Source organism: Actinacidiphila glaucinigra (assembly GCF_900188405.1).
GTDB classification, from domain to species: Bacteria; Actinomycetota; Actinomycetes; order Streptomycetales; family Streptomycetaceae; genus Actinacidiphila; species Actinacidiphila glaucinigra.
In genome coordinates, this window is the sequence record NZ_FZOF01000019.1 from 81,275 (window position 1) to 98,675 (window position 17,401).

Sequence of the window (17,401 nt, forward strand, 5' to 3'; positions counted from 1 at the left end):
TAATCGCGGGTTCGCCCGGCCGCAATGGTGCGTTCACCCGGTGGACGGGTTCAGGCCGACATGGGCCGCTTCATATGGATGGCCTGCAGCAGCCCGATCGCGATCCAGACCGCGAACATCGACGATCCGCCGTACGAGACGAACGGCAGCGGCAGACCCGCCACGGGCATGATGCCGAGGGTCATGCCGATGTTCTCGAAGGACTGGAAGGCGAACCAGGCGACGATGCCGGCGGCGATGATCGTGCCGTACAGGTCGGTGGCGTTCCGTGCGACGCGGCAGCCGCGCCACATGATCACGCCCAGCAGCACGATGATCAGGGCCGCCCCGACGAAGCCGAGCTCCTCCCCCGCCACGGTGAAGACGAAGTCGGTCTGCTGCTCGGGCACGAACTGGCCGGTGGTCTGGCTGCCCTCGAACAGGCCCTTGCCGAGCAGTCCGCCGGAGCCGATGGCGATGCGCGCCTGATTGGTGTTGTAGCCGACGCCCGCCGGGTCGAGCGCGGGGTTGGCGAAGGCGGCGAAGCGGTCGATCTGGTACTGGTCCAGGACGCCGAGCTGCCAGACGGCGATCGCGCCGCCCGCGCCCGCGGCGATCAGTCCGAGGACCCAGCGGTTGGAGGCGCCGGAGGCCAGCAGCACGCCGAGCACGATGACCGCCATCACCATCACCGAGCCGAGGTCGGGCATCAGCATGACGATCGCCATCGGCAGTATGGCGAAGCCGAGGGACTGGGCGACCGTGCGGTGATCGGGGAAGAGCCGGTCGCCGGCGTCCACCCGCGCGGACAGCATCATCGCCATGCCCAGGATGATGGTGATCTTGGTGAACTCGGACGGCTGCAGCGAGAAGCCGCCGCCCAGCACGATCCACGCGTGGGCGCCGTTGACCGTGGTGCCCAGCGGGGTCAGCACCGCGGTCACCAGGAGCACCGAGATGGCGTAGAGCACCGGCACCGCGCCCCGCAGCCGGCGGTGGCCCAGGGCGACCGTGCCGGCGGCGAGGGCGAAACCGATGGCGGTGTTGAGCATGTGCCGCAGCAGGAAGTAGTACGGGTCCCCGTGGGTGAGCTCCGTGCGGTTGCGCGTCGCGGAGAACACCAGCGCCGTGCCGATCAGGGACAGTGCGAGGGCGGCGCCGAGCAGCAGCCAGTCCATCCGGCGCAGTATCGAGTCCCGGGCCAGGAGCTTGCCCAGGGTGCCGCGTTCGGGGGTGAAGCGCCGCGCCGCGTAGCTGTGTGCGCTCATGACCGGTACCTCCTGCCCGGCAGGAGGTACCCGGTGCGGTCCGGGGGAAGCGCGGCGGCCGCCAGCACGGTGTCCTGCGGTACGGCGGGCCCCTGCGGCGCGTCGGCCCAGGCGGCCTTGGTGATCTTGATGGTGCCGTCGGCGTCGATCTTCGGCAGCTTGCTCAGGGGGTGCGGGAGCAGCGCCTTCTTGTTGTCGATCGCCCCGTCCTTCTGGACGCCGTACATGGCCTCGTAGATCTTGCGGACGGCCGGGCCGGAACCGCCGGAACCGGTACCGCCCTGGGAGATCGTCATGACGATCGCGTAGTCCTTGCTGTACGTCGTGAACCACGACGTGGTCTGCTTCCCGGCGACCTCCGCGGTACCGGTCTTGGCGTGCAGCGGGATCTTGTCCTGCGGCCAGCCGCCGAACCGCCACGCGGCCGTACCGTGGGTGACGACGCCCTCCAGGGCCTCGTTGATGTACTTCAGGGTGTTCTTGGTGGCCGGGGCCTTGCCGTTCACCTTCGGCTTGATGCGGGTGACCTTCTTGCCGTCGGCGCTGATGATCGCCTTGCCGATGGTCGGCTGGTAGAGCGTGCCGCCGTTGGAGATGGCCGAGTAGATGTTGGCCATCTGGATCGGGGTGACGAGGGTGTCGCCCTGGCCGATGGCGTAGTTGACGGAGTCACCGGCGCGCATCACGTAGCCGTCAACGCAGTTCTCGCGCGCGATCTGGCTGGCGTAGTCCTGCTTGTCGCTCTTGGCGACCTTGCACCAGTAGTTCTTGTTGGCCTCGTAGTAGTCCCGCTTCCACTGCCGGTCCGGGATCCGTCCGGTGACCTCGGAGGGCAGGTCGATGCCGGTCAGCGAGCCGAGGCCGTACTCCTTGGCGGTCTTGTAGAACCAGTCCTTGGGGTGCTTCTTGGGCTTGGTGCCGCCGTCCTTGAGCCACTGGTCGTACGACAGGCCGTAGAAGACGGTGTCGCAGGAGATCTCCAGGGCGTGGGCGAGGGTGATGGAGCCCGCGCTCTCCCCCTCGAAGTTGTTGAACACCCGGCCGCCGATGGTCATCGACGACGGGCAGGGGTAGCGCCCGTTGATGTCGTAGCCGGCCTTCACGGCGGCCGAGGTGGAGATCGCCTTGAAGGTCGAGCCGGGGGCCGACTGACCCTGTATGGCCCTGTTGAGCAGCGGGAAGTTGGACTTCTTGCCCGTCAGTTTGGCGTAGTCCTTGCCGGAGATGCCGCCGACCCAGACGTTCGGGTCGTAGGTGGGCGCGCTGGCCATCGCGATGACCTGGCCAGTGTGCACGTCCATGACGACGACCGCGCCGGAGTCCGCCTTGTAGAGGCTGCCGGTGACCTTGTCGAAGGTCTTCCGGGCGACCTTCATCGCCTCGTCGAGCTCCTTCTCGGCGACCCTCTGGACGCGTGCGTCGATACTGGTGACCAGATGGCTGCCGGGCTCCGCGGCGGTCTCGCCCGCCTTGCCGATGACCCGGCCGAGGTTGTCCACCTCGTAGCGGGTGACGCCGGCCTTTCCGCGCAGCTCGCTGTCGTAGGTGCGCTCCAGGCCGGAGCGGCCGATCTGGTCCGAGCGCAGCAGCGACCGGCCCTTCTTCTCCGCGGCGGTCAGCTCGTCGTCCGTGACGGGCGAGAGGTAGCCGAGGACCTGGGAGGTGTTGGACCCGAACGGCGCGGTGTAGCGGCGCACCGCGGTGGGCTCGGCGGTGATGCCGGGGAAGTCCTCGCGGCGTTCCATGATCTGCAGCGCCTGCTGGGTGGTGGCCTCGTCGGTGATGGGGATCGGCTGGTACGGCGAACCGTTCCAGCAGGGCTTGGGGGTCTGCGAGTCGCAGAGCCGGACCTTGCCGAGGACCTCTTCCGGCTTCATGTGCAGGACGCCGGCGAGCCGGGTGAGCACCGTCTTGCCGTCGTCCTTCTGCTTGAGCAGGTCGGTGCGGCTCGCGGAGACCACCAGCCGGGTCTCGTTGTCGGCGAGCGCCACTCCCTTGTCGTCCAGGATCGACCCGCGGACGGCGGGCGCGACGACTTCCTGGACGTTGTTGCTGTTGGCCTGCGCCGTGTACTCGCTGCCGTTGCGGATCTGCAGGAACCACAGCCGCCCGCCGAGGGTGAACAGCAGGGACAGGACGAGGATCTGCAGGACCACCAACCGGATCGTGACGCGCGGCGTCCGACCCGTCTCGGGGATGTTGCTCAAAGCCGCCGTCCTCCCTTGGCGACGCTCCCCACCCGGCCCAGCAGGCTCGAGCGCTGGCCGCCGATACGGGCGCCGAAGCCGGGGCCGGAGGCGTCCTCCCCGAGCGCGTCGCCCTGGTACCTGCGGGCCAGTGCCATGATCCACGGCACGGTGAACGGCGCGAGGAGCAGGTCGTACAGGGTGGCGGTGAACAGCAGCTTGCCCAGGCCCACGTGCTGGGCCGCGGTGTCGCCGACGAGGGCGCCCACGGCCGCGTACAGCACCGTGGAGCCGATGGCGGCGCCGACCACGACCAGCATCGGCCGGGTGGCCGAGCGCAGTTGGCCGCCGTCGGGCTTGACCAGGCCCGCGATGTAGCCGACGACGCACAGCACGAGGGCGTAGCGGCCCGCGGCGTGGTCGGCGGGCGGGGCGAGGTCGGCGAGCAGGCCCGCGCCGAAGCCGATGAGGCAGCCGGCCACGTGACCGTACGTCAGTGCGAGACCGAGGACGACGAGCAGCAGCAGGTCGGGGACGGCGCCGGGCAGGTGGAGGCGGGCCAGGACGCACACCTGGAGGATCATGCCGGCGACCACGAGGCCGGTGGAGAGCAGGATGCGCTTCATCGGACCTCCTCCTGTCCGTAGAGCGGGGACTGAGAGGGGTTCACGCTCGGGGTCGCGGTGACGGTGACCGTGGGGACCGGCTTCGGTCCGGCGGGCAGCACCGAGTCACGCGGGTCCTTGCGCGGGCCCTGGACGACGACACCGACGATGTCGAGCTTGGTGTAGCCGACGAACGGGGTGACCTCGACCGTCCGGGTGAGGCCGCCGCCCGCGGGGTCGACCTTGACGACCGTGCCGACCGGCACGCCGGGGACGAACGGCTTGTCCGCCTGCGAGCCGAAGGTGACCAGCCGGGAGCCCTTCTGCACATGGGCCTTGCCGTTGAGGAGCTGCACCCGCATCGGCCGGTTGCCCTGGCCGGTCGCGAAGCCGAGCTCGGAGGACTTCTCCAGCCGTGTGCCGACCGTGAAGTCCGGGTCGCAGGCGAGCAGGACGGTCGAGGTGGAGGGGCCGACGGTGGTGACCCGGCCGACCAGGCCGTCCCCGTTGACCACGGTCATGTCGCGCTGGATGCCGTCGTTGGCGCCGGCGTCGATGGTGACCGTCCAGGAGAAGCCCTGGGCCGCTCCTATCGCGATGACCTGCGCGCCCTTGACGCGGTACTGGCCGGCGCCGGCGAGCTTGAGCAGCTTGTCGAGTTCGCGGGCCCGCTCGCGCGTGACGTCCTTGCTGCCGAGCTGCTGCTTGAGCTCGGCGTTCTCCCGTTCCAGCTCGCTGATGCGGCTGCTGCGGTCGCCGGAGTCCCGTACCGCGTCCACGGCGTTGTCCACCGGATCGACCGCGGCCGCGACCCCGTTCTCCACGGGGCCGAAGACGGCGGCCGCGGCGGACCGGGTGCCGTCCAGCGGTGAGTCCTCACCGCCGCGGATGTCGACGGTGATCAGCGCGAATGCGATCGCCACCAGCAGTACCAGCAGAAGCCGGCTCTCTCGTGTGTCCCTCACGGGGGCCAGTCCGTGCCTTCCTCGTCAGAGCGTGTGAGCCCGTGGGCCCGATGGGCCCGCCCGGGAGGTAGAACGATCCGGCGTACGGGCGGGACTTCACCCGTACGACGGAACGTGAGGACTCATCTGCGCGGCTGCGCGTCCAGGACCTGCTGCAGCGCCTCGAACTCCTCGACGCACTTGCCGGCGCCGAGGGCCACGCAGTCCAGCGGGGACTCGGCGATGTGGATCGGCATGCCGGTCTCGTTGCGCAGCCGCTCGTCCAGGCCGCGCAGTAGCGCGCCGCCGCCGGCCAGGACGATGCCGCGGTCCATGATGTCGCCGGACAGCTCGGGCGGGCACTTGTCGAGGGTCGTCTTGACCGCGTCGACGATGGCGTTGACCGGCTCCTCGATCGCCTTGCGCACCTCGGCGGCCGAGACGACCACCGTCTTGGGCAGGCCGGAGACCAGGTCGCGGCCGCGGATCTCGGTGTGCTCCTCGTTGTCGACCGCGAAGGCCGAGCCGATGGTGAGCTTGATCGATTCCGCGGTGCGCTCGCCCAGCAGGAGGCTGTACTCCTTCTTGATGTGCTGGATGATCGCGTTGTCCAGCTCGTCGCCGGCCACCCGGATGGACTGCGCGGTGACGATGCCGCCGAGCGAGATGACGGCGACCTCGGTGGTGCCGCCGCCGATGTCGACGACCATGTTGCCGGTCGCCTCGTGGACGGGGAGCCCGGCGCCGATCGCGGCGGCCATGGGCTCCTCGATGATGTGCACCTGGCGCGCGCCGGCCTGGGTGGCGGCCTCGATGACGGCACGGCGCTCGACTCCGGTGATGCCGGAGGGGACACAGACCACGACGCGGGGTCGTGCCAGGTAGCGACGCTTGTGGATCTTGAGGATGAAGTAGCGCAGCATGCGCTCGGTGATCTCGAAGTCCGCGATCACCCCGTCCTTGAGAGGACGGACCGCGACGATGTTGCCGGGGGTCCGGCCGATCATCTTCTTCGCTTCGGAGCCGACCGCCAGGATGCCGCCGGTATTGGTGTTGATGGCGACGACGGACGGCTCGTTGAGGACGATCCCGCGACCCCTGACGTACACCAGCGTGTTGGCGGTGCCGAGGTCGACAGCCATGTCACGGCCGATGAACGACATGTTGTTCGCCATGAGGATACGTCTGGCCTTCCCGAGCTGGAGCGATGTGGGGGTGAGCACGGCGGATGCGCTGCTGTGCGCCGAGCCGGAGGAGCGGAGATTCCATCGTAGTCGCGCCCGACAGGGCACGGGGTCAGGGTTCCGCCGCCATTGTCATCAGAACACACAGCTGTCCTCTGCAATGGTGACGCCGTGTCGGCGGAATTGGTTCCCCCGAACCCCCGGCATATGCCTTCGGGCGGCCGGGAAATTTCCGGCCGCCCGTTGAGCTGATCGGGCGTCAGCGGCGAATTCGGGGCGAACTGTCGCGGAGGATCAGGCTACGCCGGGGAAGAAGATCTTGATCTCCCGCTCGGCGGACTCCTCGGAGTCCGAGGCGTGGATCAGGTTCTCCCGGACGATGGTGCCGAAGTCACCGCGGATCGAACCGGGGGCGGCCGCGATCGGGTCGGTCGGGCCGGCCAGCGCGCGCAGCCCCTCGATGACCCGCTCCCCCGCGACGACCAGGGCGACGACCGGACCGGACGCCATGAACTCGACCAGCGGCTCGTAGAACGGCCGGCCGACGTGCTCGGCGTAGTGCTGCTCGAGGATGGCGCGGTCGAGCGTGCGCAACTCCAGCGCGGTGATGCTCCAGCCCGCCTTGCGCTCGATGCGGCCGAGGATCTCGCCGACCAGGCCGCGACGTACGGCGTCCGGCTTGAGAAGGACGAGGGTGCGCTGGGACACGGTGTGACTCCTATGTGCGGGGTGCGGGTACGACGACATTACCGGGGATCCCCCGGACCCACGGCACCCCCTCGGCCCGGGTGTGAACCGCGCGGTCAGGCGGGCTGCGCCGCACGCGCCGCCTTGGCCTCGTCGACCTTCCGGCCGAAGTGGACGGCGGCCCACCACAGCCCGGCGAAGACCACGCCGAGGAAGAACATCACCGGGACGACGAAGCCGCTCGCGATCAGCCCCACCTGCAGCAGCCAGCCGACGGCCAGCCCGCCGCGCCGCCCCAGCATGCCGCACAGCAGCACGCACAGGGCCATGGCGATGCCGCTGACCGTCCACACCGTGCCGGCGGTCAGCTCCGGCTGCTTCATCGCCACCAGACCGGCAAAGCCGATCACGAAGAACTCACCGATCAGGGTGCTCGCGCACAGGGTCCGCATCCGCTTGGCTTCGCTTCCCGCTCGTCACTTGCGGCCCAGCAGCAGCCGGGCCTCTCCCACGGTGATCACCGAACCGGTGATCAGTACCCCGGAGCCGGAGAACTCCCCCTGCTCCTCGGCGAGCGTGACGGCCGCCTCGATGGCGTCGTCCAGCCGGGGCTCGACCTGCACGCGGTCCTCGCCGAAGACCTCGACCGCCAGCGCGGCCAGCTCGTCCACGTCCATCGCGCGGTGGGTGGAGTTCCGGGTCACCACGACCTCGGCGAAGACCGGCTCGAAGGCCTCCAGCAGGCCCCGTACATCCTTGTCGCCGCTCGGTCCGACCACGCCCACCAGGTGCGTGAAGCCGAAGGCCTCGCCCACCGCGGCGGCCGCCGCCCGGGCTCCCGCCGGGTTGTGCGCCGCGTCCAGCACCACGGTGGGGCTGCGGCGCACGACCTCCAGCCGGCCCGGCGAGGTGACGTTGGCGAAGGCGGTGCGGACGGTGTCCACGTCGAGGGTGCGGGCGTGCAGCGTGCCGATGCCGAAGAAGGCCTCCACCGCCGCGAGCGCCACGGCCGCGTTGTGGGCCTGGTGCTCACCGTGCAGCGGCAGGAAGACCTGCTCGTACTCCCCGCCCAGGCCGCGCAGGGTCAGCATCTGCCCGCCGACGGCCACCTCGCGGTGCGCGACGCCGAACTCCATGCCCTCCCGGGCGACCGTCGCGTCCACCTCGACGGCCCGCTTCAGCAGCACCTGGGCCGCCTCCACGGGCTGCTGGGCCAGCACGGCGGTGGCGTCCTTCTTGACGATCCCGCTCTTCTCCACCGCGATCTCGCCGGCCGTCCCGCCCAGGCGGTCGGTGTGGTCCAGGTCGATCGGGGTCACGACGGCGACCGTGCCGTCCACCACGTTGGTCGCGTCCCAGCTGCCGCCCATGCCGACCTCGACGACGGCCACGTCCACCGGGGCGTCGGCGAAGGCGGCGTACGCCATGCCGGTCAGCACCTCGAAGAACGACATCCGGTACGGCTGGGAGGCGTCCACCATCTCCACGTACGGCTTGAGGTCGCCGTACGTCTCGATGAACCTCTCCGGCGCGATCGGCCTTCCGTCGAGGCTGATCCGCTCGGTGACGGACTGCACGTGCGGGCTGGTGTAGCGCCCGGTGCGCAGGTCGAAGGCGAGCAGCAGCTGCTCGATCATGCGGGCGGTGCTGGTCTTCCCGTTGGTGCCGGTGATGTGGATCGAGGGGTAGGAGCGCTGCGGCTCGCCCAGGATGTCCATCAGCGCGGTCATCCGGTCCAGGGACGGCTCCAGCTTCGTCTCCGGCCAACGGCCGGCGAGCTCCGCCTCGACCTCGCGCAGGGCCCTGTCGACCTCCGGGTCGGTGGGGCGGGCCGGGACGCCGTCGTCCTGCGGCACCGGTCCCCCGGCCCGGAGGGTACGGCTGCCCGCCTCGATCACCGCCAGATCGGCCTCGCGGCCGGGGTCGGTGTCGGCTTCGTCCTCGTCGCCGCCCAGACCCATCGCGGCCAGCGGATCGGAAAGGGGCTCGTCGTTCTCGGGGCGCGGGTTGCTCACGACCACATTGTACGAAGCGGCCAGGTAGATCCGGGTTGTGGGCAGGCGTTTCCGCCTGCCCACCCCCGGCGCGTCAGCCCTGCGGCAGCGAGGACAGCTGCGCGGTGATGCGGGCGATGTCCGCCTCGGCCGCCTCCAGGCGGGTGCGGATCTTGGCGACGACCGGTTCCGGCGCCTTCGCCAGGAACGCCTCGTTGCCCAGCTTCGCCGTGGCCTGCGCCTTCTCCTTCTCGGCCGCGGCCAGGTCCTTCGCCAGCCGCTTCCGCTCGGCGTCGACGTCGATCGTCCCGGACAGGTCCAGCGCGACCGTCGCGCCCGCGACCGGGAGGGTCGCCGTCGCGGTGAAGGCCTCGCCCTCCGGCTGCAGGCGCAGCAGCTGGCGGACCGCGGCCTCGTGGGCCTCCAGGCCGGTGGAGCCGAGGTCGAGCCGGGCCGGGACCTTCTGGCCCGGCTGCAGGCCCTGGTCGGCACGGAACCTGCGGACCTCGGTGACCAGCGACTGCACCGCCGCGATCTCCTTCTCGGCGGCCGCGTCGCGGAAACCGGAGTCGGCCGGCCAGTCGGCGACGACGACCGACTCGCGCCCGGTGAGCGTGGTCCACAGCGTCTCGGTGACGAAGGGGACCACCGGGTGCAGCAGCCGCAGCAGCTTGTCCAGGACCTCGCCCAGCACCCGCCGGGAGACCTCGGCCGGACGGCCGCCCGCGAGGAAGGTGGTCTTGGACAGCTCGACGTACCAGTCGAAGACCTCGTCCCACGCGAAGTGGAAGAGGGCGTCGCTGAGCTTGGCGAACTGGTAGTCGTCGTAGAGCGCGTCGGTCTCGGCGACCGTGGCGTTCAGCCGGGACAGGATCCACCGGTCGGTGGCCGACATCTCCTCGGGCGCGGGCAGTTCGCCCTCGACCGTGGCGCCGTTCATCAGCGCGAAGCGCGTGGCGTTCCAGATCTTGTTGGTGAAGTTGCGGGCGCCCTGGACCCAGTCCTCGCCGATCGGCACGTCGGTGCCGGGGTTGGCGCCGCGGGCGAGGGTGAAGCGCAGCGCGTCGGAGCCGTACTTGTCCATCCAGTCCAGCGGGTCCACGACGTTGCCGAAGGACTTGGACATCTTCTTGCCGCGCTCGTCGCGCACCAGGCCGGTGAGGGCGATGGTGTGGAAGGGGGCCTGGCCGTCCATGGCGTACAGGCCGAACATCATCATCCGGGCGACCCAGAAGAAGATGATGTCGTGGCCGGTCAGCAGGACGTCGGTCGGGTAGAACTTCTCGAGGTCCGCGGTGCGGTCCGGCCAGCCCAGGGTGGAGAACGGCCACAGGCCGGAGGAGAACCAGGTGTCCAGGACGTCGGTGTCCTGCGTCCAGCCCTCGCCGGCGGGCGGCTGCTCGTCCGGGCCGACGCAGACGGTCTCGCCGTCCGGGCCGTACCAGACCGGGATGCGGTGGCCCCACCACAGCTGGCGCGAGATGCACCAGTCGTGCATGTTGTCGACCCACTGGAAGTAGCGGCCGGACATCTCCTGCGGGTGGATCTTCACCCGGCCGTCGCGGACCGCGTCGCCGGCGGCCTGTGCGAGCGGGTCGACGTTGACCCACCACTGCAGCGACAGCCGCGGCTCGACGATCGTCCTGCAGCGGGAGCAGTGGCCGACCGCGTGGACGTACGGCCGCTTCTCCGCGACGATCCGGCCCTGCGAGCGCAGCGCGCCGACCACGGCGTCACGCGCCTCGAGGCGGTCCATGTCCTGGAAGGGGCCGTGGACGGTGATCCGCGCGCGCTCGTCCATGATCGTCAGGGACGGCAGGTTGTGGCGCCGGCCGATCTCGAAGTCGTTGGGGTCGTGCGCCGGGGTCACCTTGACGGCGCCGGTGCCGAACTCGGGGTCGACGTGCTCGTCGGCGACGACCGGGATCCGGCGGTCGGTGAGCGGCAGGTCGATCTCGGTGCCGACCAGGTGCCGGTAGCGCTCGTCGTCCGGGTGGACGGCGACGGCCGTGTCACCGAGCATCGTCTCGGCGCGGGTGGTGGCCACGACGATGGAGTTCTCGCCGTCTCCGTAGCGGATCGAGACCAGCTCGCCGTCCCGGTCCTCGTGCTCGACCTCGATGTCGGAGATCGCGGTCAGGCAGCGCGGGCACCAGTTGATGATGCGCTCGGCGCGGTAGATCAGACCGTCGTCGTAGAGCTTCTTGAAGATCGTCTGGACGGCGCGGGAGAGGCCCTCGTCCATGGTGAAGCGCTCGCGCGACCAGTCGACGCCGTCGCCGAGGCGGCGCATCTGGCCGAGGATCCTGCCGCCGTACTCCTCCTTCCACTGCCACACGCGCTCGACGAAGGCCTCGCGGCCCAGGTCCTGCCGGGACTTGCCCTCCTCGGCGAGCTGCTGCTCGACCTTGTTCTGGGTGGCGATGCCCGCGTGGTCCATGCCGGGCAGCCACAGGGCTTCGTAGCCCTGCATCCGCTTGCGGCGGGTGAGGGCGTCCATCAGCGTGTGCTGGAAGGCGTGGCCCAGGTGGAGGCTGCCGGTGACGTTCGGCGGCGGGATGACGATGGTGTACGGCTTCTTGTCGCTCTTGGCGTCGGCCTCGAAGTAACCGCGCTCTACCCAGCGCTCGTACAGGGGCCCCTCTACCTCGGCCGGCGCGTACTGGGTCGGCAGTTCGGGGGTCTCGCTGTTCGGCCCGCTCGCGGCGGCCTGCTGAGTGTTGTCGGTCACGGCGCTCAGTTTACGGGCGGGGCGGGCCCCCTAACGAATCCGCCGGTGCCCGGGCGCGAGGGGCGGCCCCCGGGCCCCGGTGGACGCGCGCCCGCCGTGCGCCCGCCGCGGGGCCGGCCTGGGGCGCCGCCGTCGCCGCCGGGTCCGGGCGACCCACGGGCCCGCGCACCGGGCGCGGCGGCGGCCGGGCCCGGCAGGCGGCACCCCCCGCCGCGCCCCGGAGCACGGGCCGCCGCCCGAACGGCCCACCGGCGGAGCGGAGCTGAGGGTGACTCGGCACCGGGACGGGTAGGCGTGATTCCGGTCGGACGGGCGGGCACGGTGATCAACCGGGCATCTGCATCGTCTTGTTACCAAGTCCTGACGACTCCGATGTAAAGACGGCTTAAACAATCCGCAAGGATGAGTACGAGGAGACAGCAGTTCAACGAGGGGACTCACCGATGAGCTTCAACCAGCCGCCGCCGCAGCCGGGTTACGGCGGCCAGTCCGGCTACGGGGGCCAGCCAGGCCAGCCCCAGCAGCCGCCGGTCCCGCCCGGCCCGCCCCAGCAGCCCGCGCCCGGGTACGGCTACCCCCAGCAGCCCGCGGCCCCGCAGCCTGTCCCCGGTTACGGCCAGCCCCAGCCCCCCGGCCCGTACGGCCAGCAGCCGGGCCCGTACGGCCAGCAGCCCGGCGCCTGGGGTGCCCCGCCGCCGCCCCCGGCCTCCGGCGGCAAGGGCAAGATCATCGGCATCGTCGTCGGCGTCGTGGTCGCCGCCGCGGTGATCGGCGGCGGCGTCTTCGCCCTCTCGAGCGGCGGCGGCATCGGCGGTGGCGGCGACTACAAGCTGACGACGCCGGCGACGGTCGTGGACGGCAAGTACAGCAAGTCCGACCAGAAGCTCGCGGAGTCCGAGTCCGGCAGCGACAAGTACATCTCGAACGGCACCTCGATCTCCGCCGCCTACACGAGCGCCGACGAGCAGATCGGGTTCGGCGGCGCCTACGGCGGGATCGACGACCCCGGCGCCGCGGTCGACAAGATGATCTCGGCGGCCCTGTCGGGCAGCACGGCCGACGAGCAGCACCCGGCCGGCTTCGACGGCGACGTGATGAAGTGCGGCGAGAAGGACTACGGCGTCTTCAAGTCCCCGTTCTGCGTCTGGGGTGACGACAGCACCATCGCCCTGCTGATCTGGTCCCCCTCCACGGAGGCGGCCGGCTCCGGCACCATCCCCGACGCCCCCTCCGTCTCCGACTTCGCGGAGACCACGGCGAAGTTCCGGAACGACGTCCGCGTCAAGAAGTAACCCACCCGCACATGTGAAGGGGGCGCCCGGTATTCGCCGGGCGCCCCCTTCACATGTGCGGGTGGGTTCGCGCTACGCGCTCTTCTGCTCGCCCTTGCCGATGATGCGGGGCTCGCGCGGGACCAGGGTCGGGTTCACATTGGAGTGCACGACGTCCTCGGTGATGACGACGCGGGCGACGTCCTTGCGCGAGGGCACCTCGTACATCACCGACATCAGCACCTCCTCCATGATGGCGCGCAGGCCCCGGGCGCCGGTCTGGCGGAGGATGGCCTGGTCGGCGATGGCCTCCAGGGCGCCGCGCTCGAACTCGAGCTCGACACCGTCGAGCTCGAAGAGCCGCTGGTACTGCTTGACCAGGGCGTTGCGCGGCTCGACCAGGATCTGCAGCAGCGCCTCGCGGTCGAGGTTGTGCACGCTGGTGATGACCGGCAGACGGCCGATGAACTCGGGGATCATGCCGAACTTCACCAGGTCCTCCGGCATGACCTCGGAGAACTGGTCGGCGGAGTCGATCTCGCGCTTGGAGCGGATCGTCGCGCCGAAGCCGATGCCCTTGGCGCCGGCCCGGGACTCGATGATCTTCTCCAGACCGGCGAAGGCACCGCCGACGATGAAGAGCACGTTGGTGGTGTCGATCTGGATGAACTCCTGGTGCGGGTGCTTGCGCCCGCCCTGCGGCGGCACCGAGGCCGTGGTGCCCTCCAGGATCTTCAGCAGGGCCTGCTGCACGCCCTCGCCGGAGACGTCCCGGGTGATCGACGGGTTCTCGCTCTTGCGGGCGACCTTGTCGATCTCGTCGATGTAGATGATCCCCGTCTCGGCCTTCTTGACGTCGTAGTCGGCCGCCTGGATCAGCTTGAGCAGGATGTTCTCGACGTCCTCGCCGACGTACCCGGCCTCGGTGAGCGCCGTGGCGTCCGCGATGGCGAACGGCACGTTCAGCATGCGGGCCAGCGTCTGGGCGAGCAGGGTCTTGCCGGAGCCCGTGGGGCCGAGCAGCAGGATGTTGGACTTGGCGAGCTCGATGCCGTCGTCGTGGCCGCGGCCGCCGCCGTTCTCACCCGCCTGCACGCGCTTGTAGTGGTTGTACACCGCGACGGAGAGCGCCTTCTTCGCCGGCTCCTGGCCGACGACGTAGCTCTCGAGGAACTCGTAGATCTCGCGCGGCTTCGGCAGGTCCTCCCACCGCACCTCGGAGGACTCGGCGAGCTCCTCCTCGATGATCTCGTTGCAGAGATCGATGCACTCGTCGCAGATGTACACACCGGGTCCTGCGATGAGCTTCTTCACCTGCTTCTGGCTCTTTCCGCAGAACGAGCACTTGAGCAGATCGCCGCCGTCACCGATGCGTGCCACGAGGTGCTTCCCCTTCGCCTGGGTCCCGTCAGTTCGACGAGTCCTGGTGCTTGCCTATCGACGGTACCTTGCCGCGCCCCCAGTGCGGGCCCCCCTTGGAGCTACTGGGCCGTGACCTGCACAACCCGGTGGCTCCAAGAGGGGACTTCTTGTCGCAGAATGCCCTGCCAGGCGTCAGACCGCGACCGACGAGCTCTTGCGGGTCGAGACGATCTGGTCGACCAGACCGTAGGAGAGGGCCTCCTCGGCCGTGAGGATCTTGTCGCGCTCGATGTCGTCGCGGATCTTCTCGATCGGGGTGCTGGAGTGCTTGGCCAGCATCTCCTCCAGCTGGGCCCGCATCCGCAGGATCTCGTTGGCGGCGATCTCCAGGTCCGAGACCTGGCCGCGGCCGGTCTCGCTGTACGGCTGGTGGATCAGGATGCGGGCGTTCGGCAGCGCCATCCGCTTGCCGGCGGTGCCGGCGGCGAGCAGCACGGCCGCGGCGGAGGCCGCCTGGCCCATGCAGACCGTCTGGATGTCGGGCTTCACGAACTGCATCGTGTCGTAGATGGCCGTCAGCGCCGTGAAGGAGCCGCCGGGGCTGTTGATGTAGACCGAGATGTCGCGGTCCGGGTCCATCGACTCCAGGCACAGCAGCTGCGCCATGACGTCGTTGGCGGAGGCGTCGTCGATCTGCACCCCGAGGAAGATCACGCGCTCCTCGAAGAGCTTCGCGTAGGGGTCGTACTCGCGGACGCCCTGGGAGGTGCGCTCGACGAAGCGCGGCACGACGTAGCGGGCCTCGGCCGCGTTCGTACGGTCGTAGATGCCCCTGCCGGGGAAGTTCTGGGTGGTCACGTTCACCGTCCTGAGATGAGCATTGGGCTGGGGTCGGTCCTGCGGGGCTGCACGGGCGTCAGGCCCGGTCAGGCCCCGGTGCCGCCGCCGCCCGGCACGTTCACGGCGTGCGTGATGACGTCGTCGATCAGGCCGTACTCCTTGGCCGCGTCGGCGGAGAACCAGCGGTCGCGGTCGGAGTCGCGGGTGATCGCCTCGACGCTCTGGCCCGAGTGCTCCGCGATGAGCTCGGCCATCCGCTTCTTCGTACGGAGAAGCTGCTCGGCGTGGATCTTGATGTCGGAGGCCGAGCCGGCCAGGCCGGCGGACGGCTGGTGCATCAGGATGTCGGTGTTCGGCAGCGCGAAGCGCTTGCCGGGGGTACCGGCGGTCAGGAGGAACTGGCCCATGGAGGCCGCCAGACCCATGGCGATGGTGACGACGTCGTTCTTGATGAACTGCATGGTGTCGTAGATCGCCATGCCGGCCGTCACGGAGCCGCCGGGGCTGTTGATGTAGAGGTAGATGTCCTTGTCCGGCTCGGCGGCAAGGAGGAGCAGCTGCGCGGTGATCTTGTTGGCGATGTCGTCGTCCACCGGCTGGCCGAGGAAGATGATCCGCTCGCCGAGCAGCCGGTTGTAGACCTGGTCGCCGAGGCCACCGATGGTCGGCTCGCCGGCGGCGGAAGGCATCGGAGTCGTCACGTATCCACCTGCTCGTTGTCGGACGGCGCGGACGCCGTCACAGGGTCTTCTCGTAGGGCACGGGCCCTCGTACTTACGGACCCTAACGCGCAGGTGGGGCCCGGCAATCCCTCACGCGGAACTGTTCGCTGTCAGCGCAGGGAGGGTGTAAGCGGAGAGCGAAAAGGAGCAGAACGGGCCCGGACGCACTGGTCGTCCGGGCCCGTCGGATGTCGCTGCGGGGGGCGAGGCTCAGGCCTCGGAACCCTCACCCTTGGCGGTCTCGGCGTCCGCGTCCTCGGAGGTGGCCTGGACCGTCTCGCCGGTCTCGTCCTCCTCGTCCTCCAGGTCGACGACCTCGCCGTTGGTGTCCTTGACCGTGGCGGCCTCGACGACCAGGGCCAGCGCCTTGCCGCGGGCGACCTCGCCGACGAGCAGCGGCACCTGGCCGCCCTCGACGACCGCCTGGGCGAACTGGTCCGGGCTCATGCCCGAGGAGGCGGCACGGCGCATGAGGTGCTCGGTGAGCTCCTCCTGGTTGACCGAGAGCTTCTCGGTGGAGACGAGCTCGTCCAGGACGAACTGGGTCTTGATGCCCTTCTTCGCCTGCCCCTCGATCTCCTGGTCGTACTCCTCGCGGGTCTTGCCCTCGTTCTCGAGGAAGGAGTCCCAGTCCAGGCCCGCGGCCGGGAACTGGTGGTGCTCCAGGTTGTGGACCCGGGTCTCGATCTCGTCCTTGAGCAGCTTCTCCGGCAGCGGGATCTCGACCAGCTCCAGGAGGGCGTCCAGGACCTTCTCCTGGGCCTGGGTGGCCTGGTCGTACTGCTTGATGCGCTCCTGGCGCTTCACGGCGTCGGCGCGGAGCTCCTCGAGGGTGTCGAACTCGCTCGCCAGCTGGGCGAAGTCGTCGTCCAGCTCGGGCAGCTCACGGGCCTGGACGGTGGTGACGTCCACCTTGACCTGGGCCTCCTTGCCCGCGGCGGAGCCGCCCTTGAGCTCGGAGGTGAAGGTGGCCGAACCGCCGGCCTCCAGGCCGATGACGGCCTCGTCGATGCCGTCGAGCAGCTGGCCGGAGCCGATGGTGTAGGTGACGCCGGCGGCGACGCCGTCCTCCAGCACCTCGCCCTCGACCGAGGCCTCCAGGTCGACGACGACGACGTCGCCGTCGGCGGCGGCGCGCTCCACGACGGTGGTGGAGGCGAAGCGCTCCCGCAGCTGCTCCAGGGCCTTGTCGACGTCCTCGTCGGACACCTCGATGGCGTCCACGGTGACCTCGATGCCGGAGTAGTCCGGGATCTCGATGACCGGACGGATGTCCACCTCGGCGGTGAACTTCAGCTCCTGGCCGTCGTTGAACTCGGTGATGTCCACCTCGGGCTGGCCGAGGACGTTGAGCTCGCCCTCGTTGACCGCCTCCGTGTAGAACTTCGGCAGGGCGTCGTTGATGGCCTCTTCGAGGACCGCGCCACGGCCGAACCGCTGGTCGATGACGCGCGCGGGGATCTTGCCCTTACGGAAGCCCGGCACCGTGACCTGCTGGTTGATCTTCTTGTACGCCGCGTCGAGGCTGGGCTTGAGCTCCTCGAAGGGCACCTCGACAGTGAGTCGAACCCGGGTCGGGTTCAGAGTCTCGACGGCGCTCTTCACGGTTGGGTCTCCTTGGGGGCTTT

The 17,401-nt window shown here is 69.9% G+C and carries 14 protein-coding genes; 1 reads left to right on the forward strand and 13 read right to left on the reverse strand.

The features are described from left to right. Positions 1 to 50 precede the first annotated feature (50 nt). From rodA to CHF15_RS29405, 9 genes are all read right to left on the reverse strand, one after another. Positions 51 to 1,247 (reverse strand): rod shape-determining protein RodA, encoded by a 1,197-nt coding sequence (gene rodA / locus CHF15_RS29365; protein WP_089226921.1) that lies wholly within the window; start codon positions 1,245 to 1,247, stop codon positions 51 to 53. Then, complete coding sequence (gene mrdA / locus CHF15_RS29370; protein WP_089226922.1) at positions 1,244 to 3,454, reverse strand: penicillin-binding protein 2; 2,211 nt, start codon at positions 3,452 to 3,454, stop codon at positions 1,244 to 1,246. The genes rodA and mrdA overlap by 4 nt, the downstream gene beginning before the upstream one ends. Beyond that, positions 3,451 to 4,059: a rod shape-determining protein MreD gene (mreD, locus tag CHF15_RS29375; protein WP_089226923.1), complete on the reverse strand. Its 609-nt coding sequence runs from the start codon at positions 4,057 to 4,059 to the stop codon at positions 3,451 to 3,453. The genes mrdA and mreD overlap by 4 nt, the downstream gene beginning before the upstream one ends. After that, positions 4,056 to 5,003 (reverse strand): rod shape-determining protein MreC, encoded by a 948-nt coding sequence (mreC, locus tag CHF15_RS29380; RefSeq protein ID WP_089226924.1) that lies wholly within the window; start codon positions 5,001 to 5,003, stop codon positions 4,056 to 4,058. Before mreC ends, mreD begins: the two co-directional genes overlap by 4 nt. A 122-nt stretch (positions 5,004 to 5,125) precedes the next feature. Beyond that, the gene (locus CHF15_RS29385) at positions 5,126 to 6,145 is read right to left on the reverse strand and encodes a rod shape-determining protein (RefSeq protein WP_026250531.1); all 1,020 of its coding nucleotides are present in this window, start codon (positions 6,143 to 6,145) and stop codon (positions 5,126 to 5,128) included. A gap of 315 nt (positions 6,146 to 6,460) precedes the next feature. Further along, complete coding sequence (gene ndk / locus CHF15_RS29390) at positions 6,461 to 6,874, reverse strand: nucleoside-diphosphate kinase (RefSeq protein ID WP_089226925.1); 414 nt, start codon at positions 6,872 to 6,874, stop codon at positions 6,461 to 6,463. Positions 6,875 to 6,969: 95 nt separating this feature from the next. Further along, complete coding sequence (locus CHF15_RS29395; protein WP_089226926.1) at positions 6,970 to 7,305, reverse strand: DUF4233 domain-containing protein; 336 nt, start codon at positions 7,303 to 7,305, stop codon at positions 6,970 to 6,972. A 24-nt stretch (positions 7,306 to 7,329) separates the two neighbouring features. Then, positions 7,330 to 8,814 (reverse strand): bifunctional tetrahydrofolate synthase/dihydrofolate synthase, encoded by a 1,485-nt coding sequence (folC, locus tag CHF15_RS29400; RefSeq protein WP_089226987.1) that lies wholly within the window; start codon positions 8,812 to 8,814, stop codon positions 7,330 to 7,332. A 127-nt stretch (positions 8,815 to 8,941) separates the two neighbouring features. Continuing rightward, positions 8,942 to 11,578 carry a valine--tRNA ligase gene (locus tag CHF15_RS29405; protein WP_089226927.1) on the reverse strand — a complete coding sequence of 879 codons (2,637 nt, stop codon included), beginning with the start codon at positions 11,576 to 11,578 and terminating at the stop codon, positions 8,942 to 8,944. A 443-nt stretch (positions 11,579 to 12,021) separates the two neighbouring features. Here CHF15_RS29405 and CHF15_RS29410 point away from each other — a divergent pair, with 443 nt between their 5' ends. Next, positions 12,022 to 12,870, forward strand: coding sequence for a hypothetical protein (locus CHF15_RS29410; RefSeq protein ID WP_089226928.1), 849 nt, complete (start codon positions 12,022 to 12,024; stop codon positions 12,868 to 12,870). Positions 12,871 to 12,942: 72 nt separating this feature from the next. On the opposite strand, the gene clpX is transcribed toward CHF15_RS29410, so the two are convergent. From clpX to tig, 4 genes are all read right to left on the reverse strand, one after another. Then, positions 12,943 to 14,229 carry an ATP-dependent Clp protease ATP-binding subunit ClpX gene (clpX, locus tag CHF15_RS29415; RefSeq protein WP_018556568.1) on the reverse strand — a complete coding sequence of 429 codons (1,287 nt, stop codon included), beginning with the start codon at positions 14,227 to 14,229 and terminating at the stop codon, positions 12,943 to 12,945. Between the two features lie 174 nt (positions 14,230 to 14,403). Then, positions 14,404 to 15,075: an ATP-dependent Clp protease proteolytic subunit gene (locus tag CHF15_RS29420; protein WP_375821639.1), complete on the reverse strand. Its 672-nt coding sequence runs from the start codon at positions 15,073 to 15,075 to the stop codon at positions 14,404 to 14,406. A gap of 62 nt (positions 15,076 to 15,137) precedes the next feature. Continuing rightward, positions 15,138 to 15,740, reverse strand: a complete 603-nt coding sequence (locus tag CHF15_RS29425) for an ATP-dependent Clp protease proteolytic subunit (protein WP_018556566.1) — start codon at positions 15,738 to 15,740, stop codon at positions 15,138 to 15,140. 243 nt (positions 15,741 to 15,983) lie between these two features. Then, the gene (gene tig, locus CHF15_RS29430; RefSeq protein WP_089226929.1) at positions 15,984 to 17,378 is read right to left on the reverse strand and encodes a trigger factor; all 1,395 of its coding nucleotides are present in this window, start codon (positions 17,376 to 17,378) and stop codon (positions 15,984 to 15,986) included. Positions 17,379 to 17,401: the final 23 nt, after the last annotated feature.